Raw genomic sequence first — 23,834 nt, forward strand, 5'->3', positions numbered from 1 at the left:
AGCCCGCCTTTGATTTCTTGACATTGGCCTTGACACAGCTAATCCTAATTGGTTGATTTATCTTTAGTCGGCGCTGTGAACATTCATTGTGGCTTTTAAACATCGGAGCACTTATGGCTTTCTCCAAGTTCCTAATGCCGGCCGCGTGCACGATCGCACTTCTTTTTTTCTTTAGTGCCTGCGATCACGACAAAGGCAAACCTGCGGGGCCGGTCATGTCCGGATTGCCGGTAAAAACTGAGACGGTTCAGACGAAGAAGGTTCCCGAGTATACGGAATATATCGCGACCCTGGAAGCACGCGGTTCGGCCATTCTCCAACCTGAAGTTGAGGGGCAGATCACTAAAATCCTCGTGCACTCTGGCCAGCAAGTGACCGCCGGACAGCCGCTGATGGTGATAGATCCGAGACTCCAGGAGGCCACGTTGAGGTCGCAGGAAGCGTCGCTAAAGAACAAACAGGCGACGCTGGAATATGATCGTGTGGACCTCGAGCGCAAAAAGAACCTGTACGCCGCCGGAGTGATCCCGAAGCAGGAACTCGACCAGGCGCAGACCGCCTATGACGCGGCCCGAGCAGATGTGGCCGCAACCGAAGCGACTGTTCGGCAGCAGAGCGTCCAACTGCGCTACCACACGGTTTCCGCACCGGATAACGGGACGATTGGGGATATTCCGGTTCGAGTTGGCGATCGCGTACAGACTTCGACAGCGCTGACGACCATCGACCACGGTGGTCCGCTTGAGGCCTATATCTCGATTCCTGCCGGGGATGCCGGACGGGCTAAGATCGGCACGCCGGTGGATGTACTGGTAAATGGCCAGGTTGCGTTGCGCACGAAGGTCTACTTCATATCGCCGCGAGTCGACAACGCGAACCAACTGCTGCTGATCAAGGCTCCGGTCCCGAACGCCGAAGGTAGGTTCCGGAACTACGAACTCGTGCACGTTCGGGTCATCTGGAACGAGCAGGACCGTGTGGTGGTTCCTGTTACGGCGGTTGCGCACCTGGGGAATATGGCGTTCGCATTCCTGGTGCAGAAGACCGATAAGGGTTACGTAGCGAAGCAACAGGCGATCAATACAAGCGGGATTAGCGGAAACGATTACGTTGTGGTGAGCGGGCTGGAACAGGGAAATCAACTGATAACCACGGGCGTGCAGAATCTTGTCGACGGCATGCCGGTGCAACCGGAATAGCGGAGGACACCCTGTGGTTAACTTTTTTATTCGACGACCGGTCTTTGCGACCGTGTGTTCTCTGCTCATCGTGCTCGCGGGTGCAGTCTCGATTCCAACCTTGCCGATCGCGCAGTTTCCGAGTCTTGCGCCGCCGACGGTGACCGTCAGTTCCTACTACACCGGTGCGAACTCGCAAACCGTGGAAACGAGCGTCACGACCCTTCTCGAGCGCGCCATCAATGGCGCCGAGGGCATGCGGTACATCAGTTCCAGCAGCGGTAATGACGGATCGAGCAGTGTAACCGCGGTCTTCGACCTGAATCGGAACCTCGACATCGCAGCCGTGGACGTCAATAACCGTACCTCGACGGTAATGGGTCGCCTTCCGGGTGTGGTCCAGCAAACGGGAGTCACGATCAACAAGAACTCCGGTTCGTTCGTGATGGTGCTGGGTTTTTACGCCGACAAGGGTCAATACGACACGCTATTCATCAGCAACTATCTCGATATCTATGTGCGTGATGCCCTGAAGCGCGTAAAGGGCGTCGGCGATGTGATGATTTTTGGCGAACGAAAATATGCAATGCGGATCTGGCTCGACCCGGCAAAGCTCGCCCAGAGAGGTCTGACTGCGGATGACGTCGTCAATGCGCTTCGCGCCCAGAATTTGCAAGTCGCGGCGGGACAGGTAGGACAGCCACCGGCACTACCGAACCAGGAATATCAGATCAGCGTCCGGGCAATCGGCCGTCTTACGACACCCGAACAGTTCGGCGCCGTTGTCGTGAAACGGGCGGTGGATGGTTCCATAATTCAGCTTCGTGACGTGGGCCGCACCGAATTGGGTGCCGAAAGCTATGGCACACAGCTGCGGTTCAACGGCCACGATGCCATGGGCATCGGTATACAGCAGCTTTCCACGGCCAACGCGCTGGAGGTTTCGAGAGGCGTAGTTAGTGAACTGCAGCGGCTGCAGAAGAGTTTTCCGCCGGGACTCAAGTATGCGGTCGGATTCGACGTCACGGCCGCCGTGGATCAGTCGATCAAGGAAGTTCTCAAGACACTGGCGGAAGCGATCATCATCGTGATCCTCGTGATCTTCATCTTTCTGCAGACAACGAGGAGTACGTTAATCCCAGCGATCACGATCCCGGTGTCATTGGTCGGCACGTTCATGTTCGCGAAACTGTTTGGCTTCTCGATCAACACGTTGACACTGTTTGGAATAACCCTGGCTACGGGTCTTGTCGTTGACGATGCGATCGTTGTGATCGAGAACGTGGAGCGGCACATACAGGAGGGAGAGCACGACGCCACCAAGGCGACTCAGGTTGCGATGGGGGAGGTCACCAGCGCGGTTGTCGCGACGTCTCTCGTGCTGATCGCCGTGTTCGTTCCTGTCGGTCTGTTCCCGGGCACCACGGGCCGCATGTACCAGCAGTTCGCGCTGACCATCGCATTTTCCATCGCGCTTTCCGCGTTCAACGCTTTGACACTGTCTCCTGCACTGGCGGCATTGCTGCTGAAAAAGGAACACCGTGCTCCGAATGCGATGTTCAGAGCGTTTAACCGTGGACTTGCGGCAGTGACCGCGTGGTACATCTCAACCCTGCCAAAATTGGAGAGGGCGCGATACGCGGTTTTGGCGGTGTTCCTGGTGCTGTTCGGGGCCACCTATTGGGTCTACCGAAGTGTTCCCACCAGCTTCGTTCCCAATGAGGACTCGGGTTATTTCATGGTGGTGGTGCAAGCGCCCGAGGGAGCCTCTCTGCAGTACACGAGAGAAGTATGCGATCGCGCTTCGCAGATACTCGCTCAAAACAAAGACATAATCGCGATCTTCTCAGTTCCAGGTTTCAGTTTCGGGGGAGCGGCTCCAAATCACGGAATCATCTTTATTAACCTCAAAGATATTCGAGAACGCGAGGGCAAAGGGCATTCGCTGGAAGCGATTGTGAACAGCCTGCGTGGACCGCTGGGATCGATTAAGGAGGCGTTCGTCATTCCGTTCATCCCGGCTCCTATTGAGGGATTGAGCGAATTCGGTGGTTTCCAGTTCGAACTTCAGCAGACAGGCGCGGGGAGTTTGGAAAATCTAGAAGGGGTGATGCGCAAGTTCGTGGGCGAAGCGGCGAAACAACCTGCGATTCAGCCTCAATCGCTTTTCGCGACCTACAGCGCGCGCACACCGCAGTTCCTGATCGAAATCGATCGCGAAAAGGCAGAATCGCTGGGAGTTTCGTTCACAGAAATTGCGAACGCCCTGGAAGTATTCATGGGTTCGGTGTACGTAAACGATTTCGATTACGACAACCGTGCGTATCGTGTCTACGTGCAAGCCGAAAGCGAATTCCGCGAGTCTCCGCGCGACTTGCGCGAGTACTATGTGCGTGCCAGCACCGGCCAGATGATTCCGCTGGATAACCTGGTGAAAGTGCAGGAGACCACCACCGCAAGCGTCATCAGCCACTACGACCTGTTCCGCTCTGCGGAGATCGACGGCAGCGCCGCACCGGGATTTAGCTCGGGACAAGCGTTGGACGCGATGGAGCAGACAGCTGCTCGGGCATTGCCACCCGGGTATTCGTTCTCGTGGACTGGCCTGTCGCTGGAAGAACGGCAGTCGGGCGGGACGACCATCCTTCTTTTCGGTCTCGGCTTGTTGGTCGTGTATCTGACCCTTTCTGCACAGTATGAGAGCTTCGTGCTGCCGTTCATCATTTTGCTATCGGTTCCCTTGGCAGTGTTGGGCGCGCTTTCGGCGCAGTGGATACGCGGACTTCAAAACGATGTCTACTGCCAGGTAGGGCTGGTGATGCTGATTGGTCTCGCGAGCAAAAACGCCATTCTCATTGTCGAATTCGCCGAACAGTTACAGCATAGAGGACTGCCGCTCTTCGAGTCAGCGGTCGAGGCCGCGCGCCTGCGCCTGCGGCCCATCCTGATGACCTCTGTGGCATTCATTCTCGGTGTTCTGCCGCTGGTATTTGCGACCGGTGCCGGTGCTGCGGGACGGCATTCGGTGGGCACCACGGTGTTTGGCGGAATGATCGTCTCGACGGCGCTAAACCTGTTCGTCATCCCGATTCTCTACGTGCTGGTCCGAGGCTGGTTGCCGATGAACCGGGAGACGGTGCCGACCGAACAGGAATCGTAAGAAGTCGAAACTCTAAAGCTGAAAGTTGAAGGCCGGGTCACAAGGAGGCCCGGCCTTCGAATTATGCATGCACTCATTGCTTGCGGGTGTGGTTTGAGACGATATACTTATCGGCCCAAGGTTTTCGCCGCGGGAGCAGCACGTCATTCTCAAACTGCAAGTCCTACGAGGCCCTGATGAAGCGCGCTCTTTGGCTGTTCGTGATTCTTACCGTTTCGTGCGCAGCTTTCGCCCAGAAGTATCCAACCGTCGCTCCTAATCCCTACAAGACAACGCTCGACCGAATTCGCCTGGCGGTCGAGGTTCCCGTCACCGGCTGGCGCGGACACATCGCCGACTCTCCACACCCCGAAGATGTCGCTTTGGATGACTCAAAGTGGTCGCCCGTGGAGGTGAAACAACCGTGGAGCATGCCTGCCTACTGGCTTCGCAAAACGATTGAAGTCCCGCAGCAGTTCAATGGCTACGATCCGAAGGGCGCGCGCCTTCAACTGGACCTCTACGTCACCAGCAAGCAGACGATCAATGTCTCCGTTTTCGCAAACGGGAACATGGTGGGGCGAAATGAGGAGGAGACACAGCTTCCGATCACGCTGACCGAAAACGCTCAGCCCGGGCAGAAGTTTGTTATCGCTGTCCGCGTGCTTGGTTCCGGTGACAAGACGCAGATCTGGCGCTCGACGCTGCTGGTAACGCCGCCGGACAGCCGTCCCGATCCGGCGATGATTGCGGACGAGATCGACTCCGTTTACCCGCTCATCAATGCTTGTGAAGACGGAAAGCAGCAGCGCGACCAGTTGATGGACGAGGCGGTAAAGGCAATCGACACAAGTGCGCTCGACAAGGGAGAGCAGGCGGCATTCGATGCTTCGCTGCGGAAATCGCAAGAAACGCTCGAGCAGCTTCGGCCATACGTCAAGAAGTTCAGCATTCACGCCAGTGGCAATTCTCATATCGACATGGCGTGGTTGTGGCCGTGGACGGAGACGGTCGAGGTGACGCGCAATACGTTCGGCAGCGTGCTGCAACTGATGCGGGAATATCCGCAGCTCACATTCACGATGGCGACGGCGCAGACCTACAAGTGGATGGAAGATAAGTATCCGGAGATGTTCAAGGAAATCCAGCAGCGAGTGAAGGAAGGACGCTGGGAGATCGTCGGCGGAATGTGGGTGGAACCCGACCTGAACCTCCCGGATGGAGAATCGCTGGTACGGCAGTTGCTTTACGGCAAACGCTACTTCCAGCAGAAGTTCGGTGTTGACGTCAAGATCGGCTGGAACCCGGATTCTTTCGGCTATAACTGGCAGTTGCCGCAGATTTACAAGCGCGCCGGAATCGATTATTTCGTCACTCAGAAAATTTATTGGAACGATACTACGGCCTTCCCATACAAGCTTTTCCGCTGGGAGGCGCCGGATGGCAGCAGTCTGCTCACTTACTTCCCGCATGACTACGCGAACCCTATCGACCCGGCGAGAATGGCTAACGACCTGAGTCACTATGCGCCGGCGATGTGGAAGGAGGACCCGAGTTCACCAAGCACGCCCGACGGCGCACTGAACATGATGTTCCTGTTCGGCGTGGGAGACCACGGCGGAGGCCCGACCCGGCAGGATCTCGACACCGGCCTGCGCTGGCAGAAGAAAGATGTGGTCTTTCCCGAACTGCACTTCGACACGGCAGGGAATTACTTTGCCGAATTGCAGAAGAGCCAGGCCGACTTGAAAATTCCGACATGGGATGACGAACTCTATCTTGAATATCATCGCGGAGTTCAAACAACGCAGGCGGAAGAGAAGAAGCATAACCGCAAGAGCGAAGTTCTGATCCTGAATGCCGAGAAACTGGCGGCCATCGATTCGCTCTTCGGCGCGACTTACCCGAAGGCTCAGTTCGAGAGGGCGTGGAAGAATATTCTGTTCAACCAATTTCACGACATCCTTCCGGGCAGCGGAATCCACATCAATTATGTCGATGCTGCGCGAAAGTACGCCGAAGCAGACAACATCACGAAAGATATTGCGCACAAAGCGATCGAGGACATCGCGGCGAACGTGAAGACAAGTGGAACATCCATCCTGGTCTTCAATCAGCTCTCGTGGCCGAGGACCGAGGTGATCGAGACTGAGGTTCAGATGCCGGCGGCATTCACTTCATTGCGCGCGAGGGATTCGAGTGGGAAGAACGTCCCGATCGAGGTGCTGGGCAAAGATCCGGCTACAAATCGGGCTCATCTGCGACTGTTCGTGAGTGATGTTCCGCCGCTTGGCTACGAAACCATTACGCTCGCCAGCGGGGCAAACGGCTCGCCGGCGAAAGGACCTGCCCTCACCGCCCGGGTGGATCACCTGGAAAACGAGTTTCTGCGCGTCGACATCGATCCGCAAACCGGGTGCATCACCAGCCTCTTCGATAAGCGCAGCAACACCGAGTCGCTCGCTCTGGCGGTCGAGAGCGAAGGCTCGCCGGCCAACCTGAAGGGAAAACCCTGCGGCAACCTTCTCCAGACTTTTGTAGACAAGCCGAAGGAGTGGGATGCGTGGAACATCGACGCCGACTTCACGAAGCAACATACGGACCTGATGCAGGCCGACAGTGTAAAACTCGTCGAGAACACGCCGCTCAAGGCCGTGGTTCGTGTCGAAAAGCACACGGCGAATTCGAAGTTCGTCCAGGACATCACAATGTATGCGGGCGTGCCGCGATTGGACGTGAAGATGAACGTCGACTGGCACGAGAAGCACGTTCTGCTTAAGGTCGCGTTCCCGGTGAGCGTGACAGCCGACAAGGCGACGTTTGAAATTCCGTATGGCTCGATCGAGCGGCCGACGACGCGGCGCACTCCTGCGGAGAAAGCGAAGTTCGAGGTTCCGGCGTTGCGCTGGGCAGACCTGTCCGACGCAAAGCACGGGCTTAGCCTTCTGAACGATTGCAAGTACGGATATGACGCCAAGGACAACGTGCTACGGTTATCGTTGCTGCGATCTCCGACGTATCCGGACCCACATGCGGACGAAGGGCATCACGAGTTCACCTACTCGGTTTATCCGCACGGAGGAACGTGGAAAGACGCGCTGACGGTTCGCGAGGGTTACGACCTGAACGATCCGCTCATCGCGATTTCCATGCCGCTACATTCGGGACCGCTACCCGCGCAGAAATCGTTCATCTCCACGGATGCCGACAACGTCGTCATCAGTGACGTGAAGCAGGCGGAAGACGATCAGAGCATGATCATTCGGTATTACGAGTGGGCGGGGAAGACAGGGAACGTCGGGATTCATCTTCCGCGACCAGCGAAAGCCGCGTATGACGTCAATCTGATGGAAAAGGGTGAGCAATTGCTCGCATTAACCGCGAATGGAAGCGAAGTAAAGGTCCCGACCAAGCCGTATGAAATTCGGACCGTGCGAGTGGAGTTCGCGAAGTGAAATAATCACAGGTTGCGGGTCCAGGTCTCAGGTGCAGCGGGAGTGCAGCTTTGCTTCTGCGACTTATGACCTGTGACGAAACTTCTCAAGGGATTACAACGTGCCCGTTCGCCTCTGTGTCTTATGATAGTCGAGACCCAATGAGCCGCCTGCCCACATTCGAGTTCCATGTTTCTCGCGACGCGCGGGAAAGATACGGCTTTGCCGACGCGCTGTTCACGATTAGCGGTAATGTGGTTTTTGCCGACCTGAATGCGGCTCGCGAGTTCGCGCATCGCGTGAACGTGATCCGCGATGCCGAGCGGAATCCGGAAAAAGCGATGCATCCGGGCGCGCTCAACGCCATGGGGCTCATCGACGAGGCGCTGCACGCGGTGTTGCACGTTTATCGGGAGCAACTCGACCCGGGCGTGATGGTGGATGCTCTTTCCTTTTTCCAGTCTCGGCTTGGCGAGGAGCAACTCGATCGAACTCTGCTCGCCTTCGCGGACCATTTCCCGACAGTCGACGTATTTCGCGGCAAGATATCGGTGCGGGAGTGGTTGAACGCTAGCACGGGGCGGACGCCGCATCGGGCCATCGCCCTGGAAGAGTTGGCGATGCTTTGGCTGGCCAACCAAAATCCGGCATTCAAGCCGTTTGACGAGCTTTTCAAGGACGACCAGTTGGCGCAGACCACCAGTTACAAGGAACTGACGTCGACGCTGCGCTCATATTTCGATACGCGGCCGAAGTTCGAGCAACAAAACCTCCTCGATGTCCTCCGCGCGCCGGCATTGGCATCGCCGGATTCATTGGCCGGACAACTGGCGTTCATCCAGGAGAAGTGGAAGAACATGCTTGGCGAGTCGCTTCGCCGGTTCCTCACGGCGCTCGATGTTCTCCAGGAAGAAGAGAAAGCGATATGGATGCGTTTCCATCCGCCATCGCATGAACATTTCGGCGGCGGTGTGACGTTGGGAGGCGATTCCAGCGCGGCGGCTATACCACGTTTAGGCATGGGCGGCGATCACGAGTACGAGGCCTTCAGCCCGGACGTCGACTGGATGCCGAAGACCGTGATGATGGCGAAGACGGTGTACGTCTGGCTAGACCAATTGTCGCGGCAGTATCAGCGCGGAATTCATCGACTTGACGAAATTCCCGACGAAGAACTCGATCTGCTCGCGCGCCGAGGATTCAACGCGCTATGGCTGATCGGACTTTGGGAGCGCAGCAAGGCGTCGCGCAATATTAAGGTGATGTGCGGGAATCCCGAAGCCGCGGCATCGGCCTATTCTCTCGCCGATTATGTGATTGCGGCGGATCTCGGCGGTGACGGTGCCTACCACTCCCTGCGCGAGCGGGCCACCCGACGCGGCATTCGCCTGGCCAGCGACATGGTTCCGAACCATATGGGTATCGATTCGCGCTGGGTGATCCAGCATCCCGACTGGTTCCTTTCTCTGCCGCACTCACCCTACCCGGGCTACCGGTTCGAGGGGCCGGATCTCTCAAGCGATGGGCGCGTCGAGATCAAGATTGAAGATCATTATTACAACCGTACCGACGCGGCCGTTGTCTTCCGCCGCATCGATCGATGGACTGGCGATACCCGCTACGTGTACCACGGGAACGACGGCACCAGCTTTCCGTGGAATGACACCGCGCAACTGAACTATCTCGATCCTGCGGTGCGCGAGGCTGTCATCCAGACGATCCTGCACGTCGCGCGAATGTTCCCGATCATTCGTTTCGACGCAGCCATGACGCTGGCGAAGAAACACTACCAGCGGTTATGGTTTCCGGAACCGGGCACGGGTGGTGCGATTCCTTCCCGCGCCGAGCACGGAATGACGAGGGCGGAGTTCGACGCCACTTTTCCCCAGGAGTTCTGGCGTGAAGTGGTGGATCGAGTTGCGCAAGAGGTTCCCGGAACTTTGTTGCTCGCCGAAGCGTTCTGGCTGATGGAGGGATATTTCGTTCGCACCCTGGGAATGCATCGCGTATATAACAGCGCGTTCATGAATATGCTTCGCGATGAAGAGAACGCGAACTACCGCAGCGTGATCAAGAACACGCTCGAATTCGACCCCGACGTGCTGAAGCGTTACGTCAACTTCATGAACAATCCCGACGAGAAGACTGCCGTCGAACAATTCGGGAAGGGCGACAAGTATTTTGGCGTGTGCACGCTCATGGCAACTCTGCCCGGTTTGCCGATGTTCGGGCACGGCCAGATGGAGGGGTACGGCGAGAAGTACGGCATGGAGTATCGTCGTGCCTATTACGACGAGCGGCCGGATTCGTGGCTGGTGGCGAGGCACGAGCGCGAAATTTCGCCCCTGCTGCACCGGCGGGCGTTGTTCGCGGAAGTCCGCGATTTCCTATTCTACGATTTCTACACCGACGACGGGTGGGTGGACGAAAACGTGTTCGCGTACTCGAACCGGCTTGGCGACGAACGAGCGCTGGTTGTCTACCACAACAAGTTCTCCTCGACGCGCGGATGGGTGCGCATCTCCTGCGGCTACGCGGAAAAAACCGGTGACGGTGGAAAGCGTACTCGGCAGAAGACTCTCGGCGAGTGTTTCGGGCTCTCAGGCGATGGCGCGATGTATGTCGCATTTCGCGATGCGGCAAGTGGCCTGGAATTTCTTCATCGACAGCGAGATCTCACGGAACGTGGCCTGCACCTGAGCCTGGATGCCTACAAGACACACGTCTTCCTCGAGTGGCGCGATATTCGCGACGACGGTACGCGGCCGTGGGGGCTGTTGTGTGAGTCGTTGAACGGTCGCGGCGTTTCCAGCCTTGACGACGCGTTGCGTGCGCTCGAACTGAAACCAGTACACGACGCAGTCGTTGCCATGCTGGATTCCCGGCTGGTGCGGTCATTTGCAGAATGTGCTGTTAAAGTACCGGTTCCGAAGGAGATTCCAAAGTCGGGCAAGCGAACTAAAGAGCTGGTCACGCCGCCCACGGACGGAAATCGTGAACAAACATTCTCCGCGTTGCAGCATCTGTTCGGCGTTTTCCTTGCCGAGGTGAAGCGGCTCGCAGCCACGCCGACTGGCGAATCGGCGGGACTGAAGCTGGCGAGAGAGTGGAGCGATGGGAAGGTACAGCCGGCGGAGCTCTTTATTGAGCAGATTACTGCAGCGTTACGACTGCCATCCGTAATCGCGGGCATTGACAGCTCGCTATCATCGCAAGCGAAGGTCGTGCTACCTGCCGCGGGAGAATCTATCGAGCAGGCGCTACCCAGGTGGGGCGCAGTGCTGGCGTGGGCGGCGTTGGAAATCATTGGCACCGCACAAAATGCGGAGTCTCCCTGCGTCAGTGCGGTCGCTGTCTTTGACGCATTGCGATTGCGCGAGCCGATTGCCGAAGCACTCGCAAAGATGGGCATGCAGGGCGAGGATCGTTGGCGTTCGGCGGCGCGCATTCGAGCCAGCTTCGCGCATGAAGCCTGGTGTCCTGCTCCGGTGAAAACGTCAGGGATGCCACCGGCAACTCTAAGCTGGGAGCACGATCCCGATGTCGCGTGGCTGCTCGGTGTGCACGAGTATGAGGGTGTGCGCTACTTCAATAAAGAATCATTCGAGCAACTGACATGGTGGAGCACTCTGCCGAAACTGCTCGAAATCGCCGCCGGAGAGAGCGCCGTACCGGAACTTGCCAAATTGGAAGAGCAGGTACGGGAGCGCTTCAGAGCGGCGTCCGAAGGCGGCTACCGGGTCGAATCTCTGCTTGACAGCGCGCGGCAGTCCACCGACTCCGACGCTCCGCGAAAGCTCTGATCGCACGGTGTTCGAGGTTACACTAAAGGCGTGCCAACCTCCTATCGCGGACGCATAGCGCCGTCTCCCACCGGATACCTTCATCTCGGCCATGCCACAACGTTCTGGGTGGCATTCCAGCGCGCGCGTTCTGCCGGCGGCACACTCGTGTTTCGCAATGAAGACCTCGACCCGTACCGGTCGCGACCCGAATTCGCAAAGGCGATGTTCGAAGACCTGCGATGGTTCGGGATCGAGTGGGAGGAGGGCCCTGACATCGGCGGGCCGTACGCGCCCTACGAGCAGAGTAGGCGCCGATCCTTCTATTTGGACGCCTGGCGACAACTCCGGAGAAGCGGTGCCATCTATCCGTGCTCCTGCTCACGCAGGGACCTGGTGCAGTCAGCGCAGGCGCCTCACGAGGGACTGCTTCACGCGGCCGACGACGAACCCCTCTATCCGGGTACGTGCCGGGACAAAACATCTTCCGCCGATGATCCAGCCGGAATGAATTGGCGATTCCGTGTTCCGGACGGGGAGAACGTCACTTTCGACGATGCACATTTTGGACCTCAGAAGTTTGTTGCTGGTCGCGATTTCGGTGACTTCGTTGTGTGGCGCCGCGACGACGTTCCGTCCTATCAACTGGCAGTTGTTGTCGATGACGCGGGAATGAAGATTACCGAGGTAGTTCGTGGCGCGGACCTCTTACGTTCGACGGCGCGACAAATTCTACTGCAGCGCGCGTTGAGATTACCGCAACCTGCGTACTATCACTGCGATCTCGTTACGGACGAGTCGGGGGAGCGCCTCGCGAAGCGGCATGATGCGTTGAGTTTGAGAGCGTTGCGGGAGTCCGGGAGAGCGCCGGAAGAGATTCGGGCGGAATGGCAGCGAGATATTTAGGATACCCACATCTGCGAAAAGAGCGCAGATGTGGGGCTCCGAGAGCGTGAGAATGCAAAAAAAACAGCGCCCGGGGGGAGATGGGCGCTGTTTCTGCAAGGGCGGAGACGGTGGTGGGGATGGAGAAGGTGGGAACTCCGTGCATTGCGCCCGGAGAACGCCGTCCCCGCCCAAGATCAAAATCTACTTGCCGTAAAATGCGGCGTTTTTCGCGACGGCGTCCTGCTTGTCCTCTGGGAGTTCTTCCACTGGGAAAATGGAATTTGTCGGGCACGTCGCAACGCACGCTCCACAGTCCATGCAATCCTCAGGATTTATGTACATCTGTGTCTCGGCTTCCCACTGTGGTTCATCCGCCTTGGGATGAATGGCATCGCTGGGACAGGAGTCCACACAGAGTTGATCTTTTGCGCAGGAATCAGTGATTACATAGGCCATGAGTGCTTTTTCTCCAGTTCTCTCGGACGCCTCCATCGCTGCGTCCAGACTCATCCACAGTAAAACCTCATGACGTATGGGTCGGTGATTCGAATCACTCCCCTGTTGTGACGACCTTCACAGAGCTAAACTGCTGAAAAAATACCCACATCCGCGAATAGTGTGCGGATGTGGGCAGGGTTCCGAGCGCAGATGAGTCGCTAGACCATCGCAGCTTCGTGCTGCAGTTTGTGCTCCTCCATCTGAAAGCGAATTGCGGTAGACAGCCGGCGGATGCCTTCGCGAATTTGCTCAGGACGCGATGCCGAGAAGTTGAGCCGCAGGTTGCGGTAACCGTCAGCCTCCTCGGGGTAGAAGCAATAGCCGGGAACGAACGCAACGTTCTGGTCGACGGCCGCTTTGAACAGACGATCGCAATCGAGCCCTTCGGGCAGCGTGACCCAGAGGAAGAGTCCGCCTTGGGGTCGCGTGTAGTGGACTTCTTTCGGGAAGAACTCATCCATGGCGGCGAGCATCACGTCGCGACGCTCGCGGTAAACCCGCCGAATCATGTGCACATGTTCGTCAATGAAGCCGTCGCGCGCGACCTCATAAGCGATGACCTGGTTGAACGTGCTTGTGTGCAGATCGGATCCCTGCTTTAGTTGCACAAGCTTTCCGATTACATCCGGCGGCGCAACCATCCAGCCGAGGCGCAGTCCGGGTGCCAGCGTCTTGGAGAACGTGCTGAGATAAATGATGTTGCCCAACTGGTAGGTCGGGTCATTGCTCATGTTCTGACGATCGAGGAGCACCAGCGGTGGCTGATGTTCGCCTTCAAAGCGCAACTGACCGTACGGATCATCTTCAATAATGGGTACGCCGTGGTGGTTCGACAGGCGGACCAGTTCCTTGCGGCGCTCCAGCGACATGGTTACGCCGCCTGGGTTCTGGAAGTTGGGGAGCAAGTACATGAATTTCGGACCACTACGCAGCGCCTCTTCGAGCACATCGGTCCGAATGCCGTCGTCGTCAACCGGGACGGTGACGTAGCGGGCGCCAAAAACGTTGAAGGCCTGCAAAGCGCCGAGGTACGTAGGCGCCTCGCAGAGGACCTGGTCGCCACGGTTAATCAATAGTTTGGCAATGAGATCGAGAGCTTGCTGCGACCCTGAGGTGATAAGGACGTTATCGGGCGAAGCCGGAATTCCATAACGATTCAGGTTCTGCGCGATCATCTCGCGCAGCGGGCCGTATCCCTCGGTCGGACCGTATTGCAGGGCTGCCTGCGGTTTGTCGAGAAGGACCTTGCGGCAGGCTTCGGCGAATCGTTCGGTGGGGAAGAGTTCGCCCGCCGGGAGGCCGCCGGCAAAAGATATGATCTCGGGCCTCTGCGTCAGTTTCAGCAACTCGCGAATAGCAGAGCTTTTTACCTTCGCGGTACGAAACGCGTACCGCTGGGACCACGGAGTAGACATGCGAATCTCCTGGAGGGGAACTACGGTCCCCCTGGAACCTAGCCTTACTCTCGTGTATGCCTGGTTGCGGTGACTCTTATCACTCGCCGGAGTGAGGACCGAGTCCGAACTTAGTTCCGGAAAAATCGTTCGGGAGCGCTTCTTTCGCGCCTCTGGTTCCCATACAATCAAATGTGCACTCATCTTCTCCAATAGGACGCCAGGCGCGCATGGAGGCCCCATGAACTATCCGGTCTGGCAACCGGGATTCCCCGGCGGCCTCCTCATCGCCATTGTGGCGGTCACCCATGTTTTCGTCTCGCATTTTGCCATTGGAGGTGGGGCTTTTCTCGTCATCACTGAGCGCCGCGCCTATGCGCGCTCCGATGACGCCCTGCTCGGCTACGTCCGGCGTCACTCGAAGTTCTTCGCCTTGCTCACCCTGGTCTACGGCGCCATCAGCGGAGTCGGCATCTGGTTCACAATCGGACTGGTGGCACCCGAAGCGACCTCGTCGCTGATTCATACGTTCGTCTGGGCATGGGCAATCGAGTGGGTGTTTTTCTTTGTCGAGATCACGGCGGCCATCATCTACGCCTCAAACTGGGATCGCCTGGACCGCGCCACGCATATGGCGATCGGCTGGATTTATTTCGTCGCCGCGTGGATGAGCCTGTTCGTCATTAACGGAATCATTACCTACCAACTCACGCCGGGGCGCTGGCTGCAAACGCATTCAATCTGGGATGGGCTCTTCAATCCCACGTACTGGCCTTCGTTGTTCCTGCGAACCTCAGTAGCGGTATTGCTCGCGGGCGTCTTCGGCCTGGTGACCGGAAGGCGCGAGCAGGGCGAAGTTCGTGAACGCGTCTATCGCTGGGCGGGGCAGTGGATGGTCGCGGGTTCGATTTTGCTGCCGTTGCTGGCGTGGTGGTACTACTCGCGCTTTCCGGAGTTTTCGCGTGCGCTGCTCGGCGGAGATATCCCGGCGGCGAAGCATCCGATCCGAATGGGACTGCTCTCGGCTGTGCTGGTGTTCGTCCTTGGACTGATCTTCGCGGTCTGGAAGCCGCGAGCGATGAGAACACCAGTGATCGTGTTGCTTGTCTTTTTCGCATTCTCCCTGATGGCGAGCGGTGAGTACCTGCGCGAGTTCGTTCGAAAACCCTGGGTCATCAATGGCTATATCTATGCCAATGGGGTGCGAGCTTCGGATATACCAAGGCTGCAGCAAACCGGATTTGCCCCAGGGCCGGCGTTCACAACCACGGATGACAGATCCAGCATTGAGTATGGGCGCGACCTGTTCGTTGACCAATGCGGAAGCTGTCACACCGTCAACGGATACCGGTCGATGAGTAAGAGGGTATATGGCTGGGATCCGGCGTTTGCCGCTGCAATGCTCTCGCACATCCAGTTGCTGCGCGGCGCCATGCCGCAATTCGCAGGGAACGAACAGGACCGCGAGGCGCTCGGAAAGTATCTTGCTTCTCTGAATCCTCTTCCGGATTACACACACGTCAGCGATCGCATGGCGGCGGGGAAGCAATCGTTCGACAATCGTTGCGGGCATTGCCACACCATCGACGGCAAGATGAGGCCGTTGAAAGCAGCGTTCGCCGGCGGTGGGCCTGACCAGGTGCAAGGATTGCTTCCCGTGCTGGACTCCATGAGTTCAAATATGCCGCCGTTCACGGGGGACCCTGAGGAGGCTCAAGTACTGGCAGAGTACATCGCGCGAATGTCAAATCCGCAACCGGCCGGAGCCGCAAAAGGAGGGGAGTGATGCTGCAGCCAAACAACATCCCGATTCCCGTAGCCGATCCGATGCCGCTCCCTGCTCCGGTGTGGTTGCTGAAGACTCTGCTGCTCGTTCTTTTCTTCCTGCATGTCCTGTTCATGAATTGCACTCTGGCTGGCGGATTGACCGCGCTCTTCAATGCCATTCGCGGGCGAAGTGACCGGCACCCGCTCTCCCGCCGGTTATCGTCCGAACTCGGGCGCGTGTTGCCGGTATTCGTTGCTTTCACCGTGACACTGGGCGTTGCAGCATTGCTGTTTGTCCAGGTGCTCTATGGCAATCTGCTTTACACAAGTTCGATTCTCATCGGCGCATACTGGATCAGCGTTATCGTCCTCGTGATTCTGGGATACTACGGGTATTACTACTACAACTCACACAGTGGCGAGCGGGCGTCGACGGCATCGATCGCGGTTCTCGGGGTTTCGGTGGCGTGCTTCCTGACGATCGGGTTCATCTTCACCAACAACATCACGCTGATGTGGTCGCCCGAGAAGTGGCTGGCAATGTATCGCGCACACACCAACGGGGCGCAGTTGAATCTAGGAGATCGATCGATCTGGCCACGCTACCTGCATACCATCATCGGTTCATTCGGTGTGTTCGCAGCGGTGCTGGCGCATTATGGAACCCTGCAGTTCAAGAAGGACAGAGAGTACGGCGCCTGGCTGGTGCGTCGGGCGTCGGTCGCCTTTGCTGGAACCACGATTCTGCAATTCCTTATAGGGATGTGGTTCCTGATGGCCTTGCCGAAGAACGTTGCGATGATCTTCTTCCGCGATGGACTCGGAGTCTCGATATTCGCAATGGCTCTGCTTACAACCCTTGCCGCAACGATTCTCCTTCTGGTCGGCGGTACGGCCAGGGAGCCCTCGCCGCTGATTCATGCGGGTTTCGGCATGGTATTAGTCACAGTCGCGCTGATGGTGGTCATGCGGGACATGGTTCGGACGGCATCGTTGAATCCCTACTTTCAACTCTCGCGCTTGCAGGTATCTCCGCAGACAGGTGTGATTATCGTTTTCCTGCTGACATTTGCCGGAGGTCTGGCTACGCTGGTGTGGATGCTGAGGAAAGTTGCGCAGAGCCGCGGTCGCAGTGCGGCCGCTTCCGCAAAGTGACATGTCAAAACGAACCCGTCAGAACTCGCTACTGGAGATCATTCAACAGCAGCCCTATCGTAACCAGGAAGAGTTGCGCCGGGCGCTGGTGCGTCGTGGTTTCGACGTCACCCAGGCGACGCTCTCTCGCGACATTCACGAACTGGGCCTGGTAAAGACCTCGGAAGGCTACGCCTTGCAGGAAGGCGATCAGTCGGCGGAGCCCGCATTGCCGCCGGCCATTCGTCTCGTGCGCGAATTCGTGCAGGAGGTTCGCGAAGCCCAAAACCTGCTTGTTCTGAAAACCGCTCCCGGATCAGCGCAGCCTGTCGCCGCCGCACTCGATGCCGAAGGTTGGGTGGAAGTGGTCGGAACAGTCGCAGGCGACGACACGATTCTCATCATTTCACAGAGCCGCAAGACCGCGCAGAAAATGGCCGCGCGCATCCGCACGATGCTTAGCTAGACAACAGCGCAGGTTCGCCCGGGCGCAGAAGCCGTCTGGTTGAGCGGCCGCAAAGGCAGAACCTGCGCTGTCTCTCGAACGACGAGTCAGCATGTTCGAGCCACTTTGCCACAACAAGAGCTACATCAGTTTCCGCGTGATCTTCTCGAACTCCGCATCACTCATCAGCCGCTCGAGATCAATCAGCAGGAGCAGGCGCGAATCGAGCTTCCCGACTCCGGAGATGTAGTCGCGTTCCAACTTGCCCAACCGCGGCGTCGGTTCCACCGTGTCGCTGTGGATGCGCAGTACCTCCGAGACGGAGTCAACGACAAACCCCAACGTTTGGCTGTGGACGTCGACTACGACGATGCGGGTGTGCTTGTTCGCGGACTGCTTATCCAGTCCCAGACGCTTTCGTAAACCGATTACGGGGATGACTTTGCCCCGCAGATTGAATACCCCGTCGATGTAGTCCGGCAGGTTGGGCACCCGTGTTAGCGGCTGGATTCGGATAATCTCCTGCACTCGCAGGATATCCAGTCCAAACTCTTCATCCCCGACATGGAAACTTACCAACTGCAACAGTTCTCCGCCGATGGGGCCTTCCTGGCGCGTACCGCTTTCCTCGACTGTGTTCATGCGCTCCTCCTTTCGTCAGCGGTTACGCTCACTGGACTCTCAAGGATGTTTGTTCGGTGAAGTCATGCTGCACTGGCATTTCGGCGTCAGGCCTCCTTGTGCGCCGGACATTGCGCTGCTGGACGCGCATTGTGCTTTCGTTGCCCAACTTGAAGCGGCCCACCAGCTTCTGCAGATCGAGTGCAAGGTCGGAGAGGTCGGTGCATGCTTTGGCCGATTGCTCCGCCCCCATCGCGGACTCCTGCACCAGGCTGGAGATCTGTTCCATGTTGGCGTTTACCTGCTGCGTGGCGGTGGATTGCTCGGTCGAGGCGGTTGCGATATGCGTAATCATGTCGTTCACCTGCTCTGAAGACTGGATAATCTCTTTCAGCGAATTTCCGGCCTTGGTCGCGCTCTCGACGCCGTGTTCTACGACCGAAGTGCTCGCCTCCATGGCCTCAACCGCACGGGCCGTCTCTTCCTGGATCGTCTTGATCATCTGCGCGATTTCTTTGGTGGCTTGCGTGGTGCGCTCAGCCAGCTTGCGAACTTCGTCTGCGACCACCGCGAATCCGCGACCCTGCTCACCTGCGCGGGCTGCTTCAATGGCGGCATTCAGCGCGAGAAGGTTGGTTTGGTCAGCGATGTCGTCGATCACGCCGATGATCTGGCCGATCTGATCGGAACTCTTGCCCAGTTCTTCAATCTTCGCAGACGTGTTCCGCGTGGAATTGGCGAGGTTTTGAATGACATCGACCGTCTCGCTGACGATGGCGCCGCCGGAACGTGCCGTTTCACCGGCACGGCGCGCGCTCTCGGCAGCCTTGCTGGCGTTTTCGCTGACCTGCAGCACGGTCGAGGACATCTCCTGCATGGCCGTCGCGACCTGCGTAGTCTGATCTTTTTGCGTGATGGCGGAGCGCGAAGTCTGCGTCGCCGTAGACGAGATCTCTTCCGCCGCACTGGCAATGTGTTCGGTGCTCTGCGCCACCTGGATGATGATCTGCTGAAGTTTGTCCATGAAGGTATTGAACCAGCGGCTCAATTCGCCAAGTTCATCGTCGTTCTGTACCTCGATACGCTTGGTCAGGTCGCCTTCGCCCTGGGCCACGTCCTTGATGCGGTCGACAACGAGCGCGATTCCTTTCACGACGTGGGTAACGATGAAGTAGGCGAGGACACCACAGGCACCAAGCGCCAGCAAGGTGATACCGACCATCCAATTACGTGTTTGGGCGTAGAGGACGTCCGTTTCTGTTGCCTGCTGCTGCATGGCGTCTTCAGTTAACTTTCGACCTTCATCGAATGCCACGCGGAGTCTATCCGCGATCCTGTTCGCTTCCCCGTTTGAAAGTTCGCGAGCTTTTCCTTCCTGCTTCGCACGGCTGAGCGCAAGGATGCGATCGTTCTCACGCTTGAAATCCGCAAACCCTGAGCGAATGGATGACACTTCCCGCTTGCCCTCCTCAGAAGCGACTTTCTCCCACTCGCCCAATGCTGCATTGAGGTCGGTTTCGGCGGCTGCCTGCTGTTCTTCCCATCTCTGCTTGGCGGTAGGATCCGTTTCGAGAATTTGGTTCTTCTGGAAACGGTAGTATGCGAGGAATGCTTCGTAACCACGATTGGCATAAACGTTGCGCTTGCTGACAACCAGCGTCACGAAGTTGATCCGGTTATTGAATTCGTTGACCTCGTAAATGCCAAATGCCGCCAGACCTGCCGCGACTAGTGCCAGTGCGCCAATTGCAATCATCAGTTTGGCTCGAATTGTCTTCACTAAATTCGTCATGTCCTACTCCTATCCGGCTCGTTTTTTGCTCGCGGTACTTGAATCGCGGGTCCAGCTAACGGCGCCCTGTTTTCGCCGACGCCGATCTGCCTACGCCAGTTCCGTCGCCGGGGACCTGCGAACAGCTCTGCGCCGTTCCGGTCACGATTGCGAGCAGCAGGATGATGGCGAGCGAACCAGGGAGTCCGAACGGGAATCTCAATACCGATCGAGTAAACATCTGCCCTTCCATCCGGATACTTCGGCAGGAATTCAGAATGACTTGATCGGTTTTCCCGGGGATTTGCGGCACGATACCTAAGTGCCAGTGCCAATAGGTAGCCAGTACCGTATAGTTAAATAAGGTTTTTCCGGGCGATTGAGATCGCTCCGCTGGAGGGCAACACCAATATGGGTGATATTGGCATCCCAGAATTACTTTTGATCTTTGGTATCGCGTTGCTGATTTTTGGGCCCAGGAAGATCGGCGAACTTGGAAAGGGACTAGGCGAAGGCATTCGCCACTTCAAAGCAGGATTGCGTGAGCCCTCGGAAGAGCCCGCTGCTCCAGTCGCTTCGGCGCCCATCGCCGCTCCGACTCCCGATGAGAAGCACTAAGCTTCAGGCCCGCTTCGCCGACTGCGATGGACAGAGAAATGGCCCGAAAGTCCTGGTGACTTACGGGCCGTGAGAAGAAACCCAGTCCGAATTACTCCCTTACTTCGACTTCTTCCTGCAATTCGTCTGCGCGCAGTTCGCCTTGCTTCAGGTGTTTGAGGCCGTGCTCGTAGCCTACATCGAATGCCTTCTGGTTCATTTCGCGGAATGCGGCGGGAACGGAATCCTCGACCGCTTTTCTCAACGACTCGCGCGAGATCAGACCGGTAACCGCTCCGAAGAACCCGACCATGACGATGTTGAGTACCATGCGCTTGCCGCATTGCTCTGCAAGGCGCGTTGCTGGAATCCCGTAGACTTTCACGTGCTTGCCTAGATCCTGGACGCGGACGAGTTCCTGCTCGATCAGCATGATCCCACCCGGTTTGAGTTCCGGCGCGAACTTGTTGTAAGCCTCCTGCGACATCACCACGAGGACGTCGGGATGCGTAACGTAGGGGTAGAGAACAGGCGTGCCGGATAGGATGACCTGCGCGCTGCAGGCTCCGCCGCGCGCTTCCGGCCCGAAGTTCTGGGTCATGGTGGCGTACTGGCCGTCGACGATCGAGGTTGCCTTGCCGATCACGCTGGCCGCCATGATGACGCCCTGGCCGCCAAATCCTGCTACTCGGATTTCTGTCAGTTGCTGCAATTGCTGCATGCCGGTGCCTCCTCGATGTAACGGTCGCCCAATTCATGTCGTAAATGCTGGTTCATCATGTCGGAATATTCCGGCCGCTCGCGGTCCACGAATTTGCCGACGATGATTTCGCCCGCCTTGGTGAGCGCGACTTCGCTGGTCGGCGCGCCGTGCTTCACCTTGCTTACCTGCTTGTAGAACTTCATCGCATCGAGTCCGTCGCCCATCTTGTTGCGGCGCTGGTAGAGAGTCGGGCAGGGCGAAATGATTTCGATGAAACCGAAGCCCTTCTTCGAGAACATTTCCTTCATCGACTTCGCCAACTGCACGACGTGGAACGTCGTCCAGCGCGCGACGAACACCGCGCCCGCGGCTTCAACGAGTGCCGGAAGGTTGAACGCCGGATCGTAGGTGCCGTAAGGCGAGGTCGAAGTGATGACGTCACCGGGCGTGGTGGGGGCTGTTTGGCCGCCGGTCATCGCATAGATCAGGTTGTTAACGCAGATCACCTTGATGTCGACGTTGCGCCGCGCGGCGTGGATAAGATGGTTGCCGCCGATCGCGAACAGGTCGCCGTCACCGCTGTACACGACAACGTTCAGTTCGGGATTCGCCAGTTTCAGACCGGTCGCGAAAGGAATCGCGCGGCCGTGCGTGGTATGGAACGAATCCAAATTCACGTAGCCGGCGACGCGGCCGGTGCAGCCGATTCCGGAGACGATCGAGAGCTTCTTCAGATCGATCTTGGAGTCGATCAGCGCGCGCGTGAAGCAGTTCACGGTGGTGCCGATGCCGCATCCCGGACACCAGATGTGCGGCATACGGTCGGTACGAAGGAATTCTTCAACCGGATTAGGTGGTTCGAGTTGAATGTCGACCGTGCTCATCGTGCTGCCTCCAGGATAGCGTTCAGGATTTGTTCGGGATTATGTACTGTGCCGCCCGCGTGCGGAACGAGGAGCGTGCGGGCCTGTCCACCGGCACAGCGTTCGACCTCGCGAACCATCTGGCCAAGGTTCAACTCAGGTACCACGAACGCTTTTACCTTTGGCGCCAATTCGCGAATGGCATTCTCGGGGAACGGCCAAGCCGTGATGAGACGAAGTTTCCCGACCTTCACACCCTTCTGGCGGGCCAATGCGATGGCGCGCTCGGCGACGCGAGACGTGATTCCATAACTGACCACGACGACTTCGGCGCCGTCGATATCCGCCATTTCGTATCGGCAGATCTTGTCGACGTTGTCGGTGATCTTCGATTTCAGGCGCTTTACAAGGGTGTCCTGCATGGGCGGCGTCATATTGGGATATCCACGCTCGTCGTGCGTCAGGCCAGTGACGTGGATGTTGTATCCGTCACCGGCTTTCACCATTTCCGGAACTTCGTTTTCGCAGGGCTGGTAAAGCCGGAAGCTATGGGTGTCTTTCTTGGTGAAATGCCGCGGCTCAATTTCGATCTTGTCTGCCGGCGGGATCACAACCTTTTCGGTCATATGACCGACGACCTCGTCCATCATCACGAACACCGGCACGCGGTATTTTTCGGCAAGATTGAACGCATCAATCGTCAGGTCAAAGCATTCCTGCGGAGAGTTCGGGCACAGCGCAATGATTTCGTAGTCGCCGTGCGATCCCCATTTTGCCTGCATCATGTCGGCCTGCGCAGGCAGGGTAGGAAGGCCGGTGGATGGGCCGCCGCGCTGTACGTCGATAAACACGCAAGGTGTCTCGGTCATTGCGGCATAGCCGATGTGTTCCATCATCAGCGAGAAGCCCGGGCCGGAGGTGACGGTAAAAGCTTTGGCTCCGCCCCAGACCGCGCCCTGCAGGGTAATCGAGGCGGCGAGTTCGTCTTCCATCTGTATGAATGTGCCGCCGACTTTAGGAATGCGTTGCGCGAAGCGCTCGACGACCTCGGTCGAGGGAGTAATCGGATAGCCGGAAGCGAAACGTGCGCCCGCGGCGAGCGCGCCTTCACAGGCCGCGTGATCGCCGTCGAGGAAATGAGAACCGGTCAGTACACCACGAGGGTCAGCGTGCATCGTCGGCCTCCTTTGCGGGAGCGGACGGCGCGGGAGTATTCGCGCTCGCTGCGGCTGCTTTGGGCTTGTCGGTACGGAAGCCGTGTATGGCGAAATCCGGGCAGTACATGCCGCACAAGTCGCAACCGGAGCACTTGTCGGCGGCTATGACGTGCGGCGGGTGATATCCCTTGGAATTAAAAGCTGAGCTGAGCGCCAGGACCTTGGTGGGGCAGAACTCCACGCAGAACCCACAGGCCTTGCACCGCTCGACGACGATCGACACGGAACCTCGTGCCATCGAATCTCCTTTCGCCCGGACCGCGTGGAGAATTAATGATTGCAGATATGCGGACCGGAGACCGTGAATGGAACCTTCGCCATCACAAGCCCTTCTCAGCATTCTGAATTCCCACGGCCCAAGGTGAAGTGATTGCGGTCACAGCTGGGTGTGAGGGGTGAACGA

At 57.8% G+C, this 23,834-nt stretch carries 18 protein-coding genes; 9 read left to right on the plus strand and 9 right to left on the minus strand.

Annotation, left to right across the window (positions count from 1 at the left end):
• Positions 1-113: 113 nt before the first annotated feature.
• From ROO76_06325 to gluQRS, 5 genes are all read left to right on the plus strand, one after another.
• Entirely contained in the window at positions 114-1,199 is a 1,086-nt protein-coding gene (locus ROO76_06325) for an efflux RND transporter periplasmic adaptor subunit (GenBank protein ID MDT8067767.1), read from the plus strand.
• A gap of 13 nt (positions 1,200-1,212) precedes the next feature.
• Positions 1,213-4,338, plus strand: coding sequence for a multidrug efflux RND transporter permease subunit (locus ROO76_06330; GenBank protein ID MDT8067768.1), 3,126 nt, complete (start codon positions 1,213-1,215; stop codon positions 4,336-4,338).
• Positions 4,339-4,514: 176 nt separating this feature from the next.
• A complete protein-coding gene (locus ROO76_06335) occupies positions 4,515-7,772 on the plus strand; it encodes an alpha-mannosidase (protein ID MDT8067769.1) in 3,258 nt (1,085 codons plus the stop codon).
• 140 nt (positions 7,773-7,912) lie between these two features.
• On the plus strand, positions 7,913-11,554 hold the full coding sequence (locus ROO76_06340; protein MDT8067770.1) for an alpha-amylase family glycosyl hydrolase: 3,642 nt from the start codon (positions 7,913-7,915) through the stop codon (positions 11,552-11,554).
• A 30-nt stretch (positions 11,555-11,584) separates the two neighbouring features.
• Complete coding sequence (gluQRS, locus tag ROO76_06345; GenBank protein ID MDT8067771.1) at positions 11,585-12,439, plus strand: tRNA glutamyl-Q(34) synthetase GluQRS; 855 nt, start codon at positions 11,585-11,587, stop codon at positions 12,437-12,439.
• Between the two features lie 183 nt (positions 12,440-12,622).
• Here the strand turns inward: gluQRS and ROO76_06350 are convergent, their stop codons facing one another.
• Together ROO76_06350 and ROO76_06355 are read right to left on the minus strand one after the other, a co-directional pair.
• Entirely contained in the window at positions 12,623-12,931 is a 309-nt protein-coding gene (locus tag ROO76_06350; protein ID MDT8067772.1) for a ferredoxin family protein, read from the minus strand.
• Positions 12,932-13,077: 146 nt separating this feature from the next.
• Positions 13,078-14,334 carry a PLP-dependent aminotransferase family protein gene (locus tag ROO76_06355; GenBank protein MDT8067773.1) on the minus strand — a complete coding sequence of 419 codons (1,257 nt, stop codon included), beginning with the start codon at positions 14,332-14,334 and terminating at the stop codon, positions 13,078-13,080.
• 220 nt (positions 14,335-14,554) lie between these two features.
• Between ROO76_06355 and ROO76_06360 the strand changes: the two genes are divergently transcribed.
• From ROO76_06360 to argR, 3 genes are read left to right on the plus strand one after another with little or no spacing between them, the layout of a single operon-like run.
• A complete protein-coding gene (locus tag ROO76_06360) occupies positions 14,555-16,099 on the plus strand; it encodes a c-type cytochrome (GenBank protein ID MDT8067774.1) in 1,545 nt (514 codons plus the stop codon).
• The gene (locus ROO76_06365; GenBank protein ID MDT8067775.1) at positions 16,099-17,235 is read left to right on the plus strand and encodes a hypothetical protein; all 1,137 of its coding nucleotides are present in this window, start codon (positions 16,099-16,101) and stop codon (positions 17,233-17,235) included. Before ROO76_06360 ends, ROO76_06365 begins: the two co-directional genes overlap by 1 nt.
• A 1-nt stretch (position 17,236) precedes the next feature.
• Positions 17,237-17,680, plus strand: a complete 444-nt coding sequence (gene argR, locus ROO76_06370; GenBank protein MDT8067776.1) for an arginine repressor — start codon at positions 17,237-17,239, stop codon at positions 17,678-17,680.
• 120 nt (positions 17,681-17,800) lie between these two features.
• Here argR and ROO76_06375 read toward each other — a convergent pair whose 3' ends face one another.
• Genes ROO76_06375 through ROO76_06385 form a run of 3 tightly spaced genes read right to left on the minus strand, consistent with a single transcriptional unit; the run spans position 17,801 to position 20,292 of the window.
• Positions 17,801-18,301, minus strand: a complete 501-nt coding sequence (locus ROO76_06375; protein MDT8067777.1) for a chemotaxis protein CheW — start codon at positions 18,299-18,301, stop codon at positions 17,801-17,803.
• Between the two features lie 28 nt (positions 18,302-18,329).
• A complete protein-coding gene (locus ROO76_06380) occupies positions 18,330-20,072 on the minus strand; it encodes a methyl-accepting chemotaxis protein (protein MDT8067778.1) in 1,743 nt (580 codons plus the stop codon).
• A gap of 55 nt (positions 20,073-20,127) precedes the next feature.
• Entirely contained in the window at positions 20,128-20,292 is a 165-nt protein-coding gene (locus ROO76_06385) for a hypothetical protein (protein MDT8067779.1), read from the minus strand.
• A gap of 170 nt (positions 20,293-20,462) precedes the next feature.
• On the opposite strand from ROO76_06385, the gene ROO76_06390 reads away from it, so the two are divergent.
• Positions 20,463-20,669 (plus strand): twin-arginine translocase TatA/TatE family subunit, encoded by a 207-nt coding sequence (locus tag ROO76_06390; GenBank protein MDT8067780.1) that lies wholly within the window; start codon positions 20,463-20,465, stop codon positions 20,667-20,669.
• A 91-nt stretch (positions 20,670-20,760) separates the two neighbouring features.
• On the opposite strand, the gene ROO76_06395 is transcribed toward ROO76_06390, so the two are convergent.
• Genes ROO76_06395 through ROO76_06410 form a run of 4 tightly spaced genes read right to left on the minus strand, consistent with a single transcriptional unit; the run spans position 20,761 to position 23,669 of the window.
• Entirely contained in the window at positions 20,761-21,369 is a 609-nt protein-coding gene (locus ROO76_06395; GenBank protein ID MDT8067781.1) for a 2-oxoacid:acceptor oxidoreductase family protein, read from the minus strand.
• On the minus strand, positions 21,348-22,235 hold the full coding sequence (locus ROO76_06400; GenBank protein MDT8067782.1) for a 2-oxoacid:ferredoxin oxidoreductase subunit beta: 888 nt from the start codon (positions 22,233-22,235) through the stop codon (positions 21,348-21,350). The genes ROO76_06395 and ROO76_06400 overlap by 22 nt, the downstream gene beginning before the upstream one ends.
• Positions 22,232-23,389: a 2-oxoacid:acceptor oxidoreductase subunit alpha gene (locus ROO76_06405; GenBank protein MDT8067783.1), complete on the minus strand. Its 1,158-nt coding sequence runs from the start codon at positions 23,387-23,389 to the stop codon at positions 22,232-22,234. Before ROO76_06405 ends, ROO76_06400 begins: the two co-directional genes overlap by 4 nt.
• Positions 23,379-23,669, minus strand: a complete 291-nt coding sequence (locus ROO76_06410) for a 4Fe-4S binding protein (GenBank protein MDT8067784.1) — start codon at positions 23,667-23,669, stop codon at positions 23,379-23,381. Before ROO76_06410 ends, ROO76_06405 begins: the two co-directional genes overlap by 11 nt.
• Between the last annotated feature and the right edge of the window lie 165 nt (positions 23,670-23,834).

The sequence above is a fragment of the Terriglobia bacterium genome (assembly GCA_032252755.1).
Lineage (GTDB): Bacteria > Acidobacteriota > Terriglobia > Terriglobales > Acidobacteriaceae > JAVUPY01.

Bases quoted from the DNA above. Each gene is read 5' to 3' on its own strand.
- ROO76_06380 (MDT8067778.1), bottom strand. From the start codon at position 20,072: ATGACGAATTTAGTGAAGACAATTCGAGCCAAACTGATGATTGCAATT.
- ROO76_06375 (MDT8067777.1), bottom strand. From the start codon at position 18,301: ATGAACACAGTCGAGGAAAGCGGTACGCGCCAGGAAGGCCCCATCGGC.
- ROO76_06360 (MDT8067774.1), top strand. From the start codon at position 14,555: ATGAACTATCCGGTCTGGCAACCGGGATTCCCCGGCGGCCTCCTCATC.
- ROO76_06340 (MDT8067770.1), top strand. From the start codon at position 7,913: ATGAGCCGCCTGCCCACATTCGAGTTCCATGTTTCTCGCGACGCGCGG.
- argR (MDT8067776.1), top strand. From the start codon at position 17,237: ATGTCAAAACGAACCCGTCAGAACTCGCTACTGGAGATCATTCAACAG.
- ROO76_06335 (MDT8067769.1), top strand. From the start codon at position 4,515: ATGAAGCGCGCTCTTTGGCTGTTCGTGATTCTTACCGTTTCGTGCGCA.
- ROO76_06405 (MDT8067783.1), bottom strand. From the start codon at position 23,389: ATGCACGCTGACCCTCGTGGTGTACTGACCGGTTCTCATTTCCTCGAC.
- ROO76_06350 (MDT8067772.1), bottom strand. From the start codon at position 12,931: ATGAGTCTGGACGCAGCGATGGAGGCGTCCGAGAGAACTGGAGAAAAA.
- ROO76_06355 (MDT8067773.1), bottom strand. From the start codon at position 14,334: ATGTCTACTCCGTGGTCCCAGCGGTACGCGTTTCGTACCGCGAAGGTA.
- ROO76_06395 (MDT8067781.1), bottom strand. From the start codon at position 21,369: ATGCAGCAATTGCAGCAACTGACAGAAATCCGAGTAGCAGGATTTGGC.
- ROO76_06325 (MDT8067767.1), top strand. From the start codon at position 114: ATGGCTTTCTCCAAGTTCCTAATGCCGGCCGCGTGCACGATCGCACTT.
- ROO76_06410 (MDT8067784.1), bottom strand. From the start codon at position 23,669: ATGGCACGAGGTTCCGTGTCGATCGTCGTCGAGCGGTGCAAGGCCTGT.
- ROO76_06390 (MDT8067780.1), top strand. From the start codon at position 20,463: ATGGGTGATATTGGCATCCCAGAATTACTTTTGATCTTTGGTATCGCG.
- ROO76_06385 (MDT8067779.1), bottom strand. From the start codon at position 20,292: ATGTTTACTCGATCGGTATTGAGATTCCCGTTCGGACTCCCTGGTTCG.
- ROO76_06365 (MDT8067775.1), top strand. From the start codon at position 16,099: ATGCTGCAGCCAAACAACATCCCGATTCCCGTAGCCGATCCGATGCCG.
- ROO76_06400 (MDT8067782.1), bottom strand. From the start codon at position 22,235: ATGAGCACGGTCGACATTCAACTCGAACCACCTAATCCGGTTGAAGAA.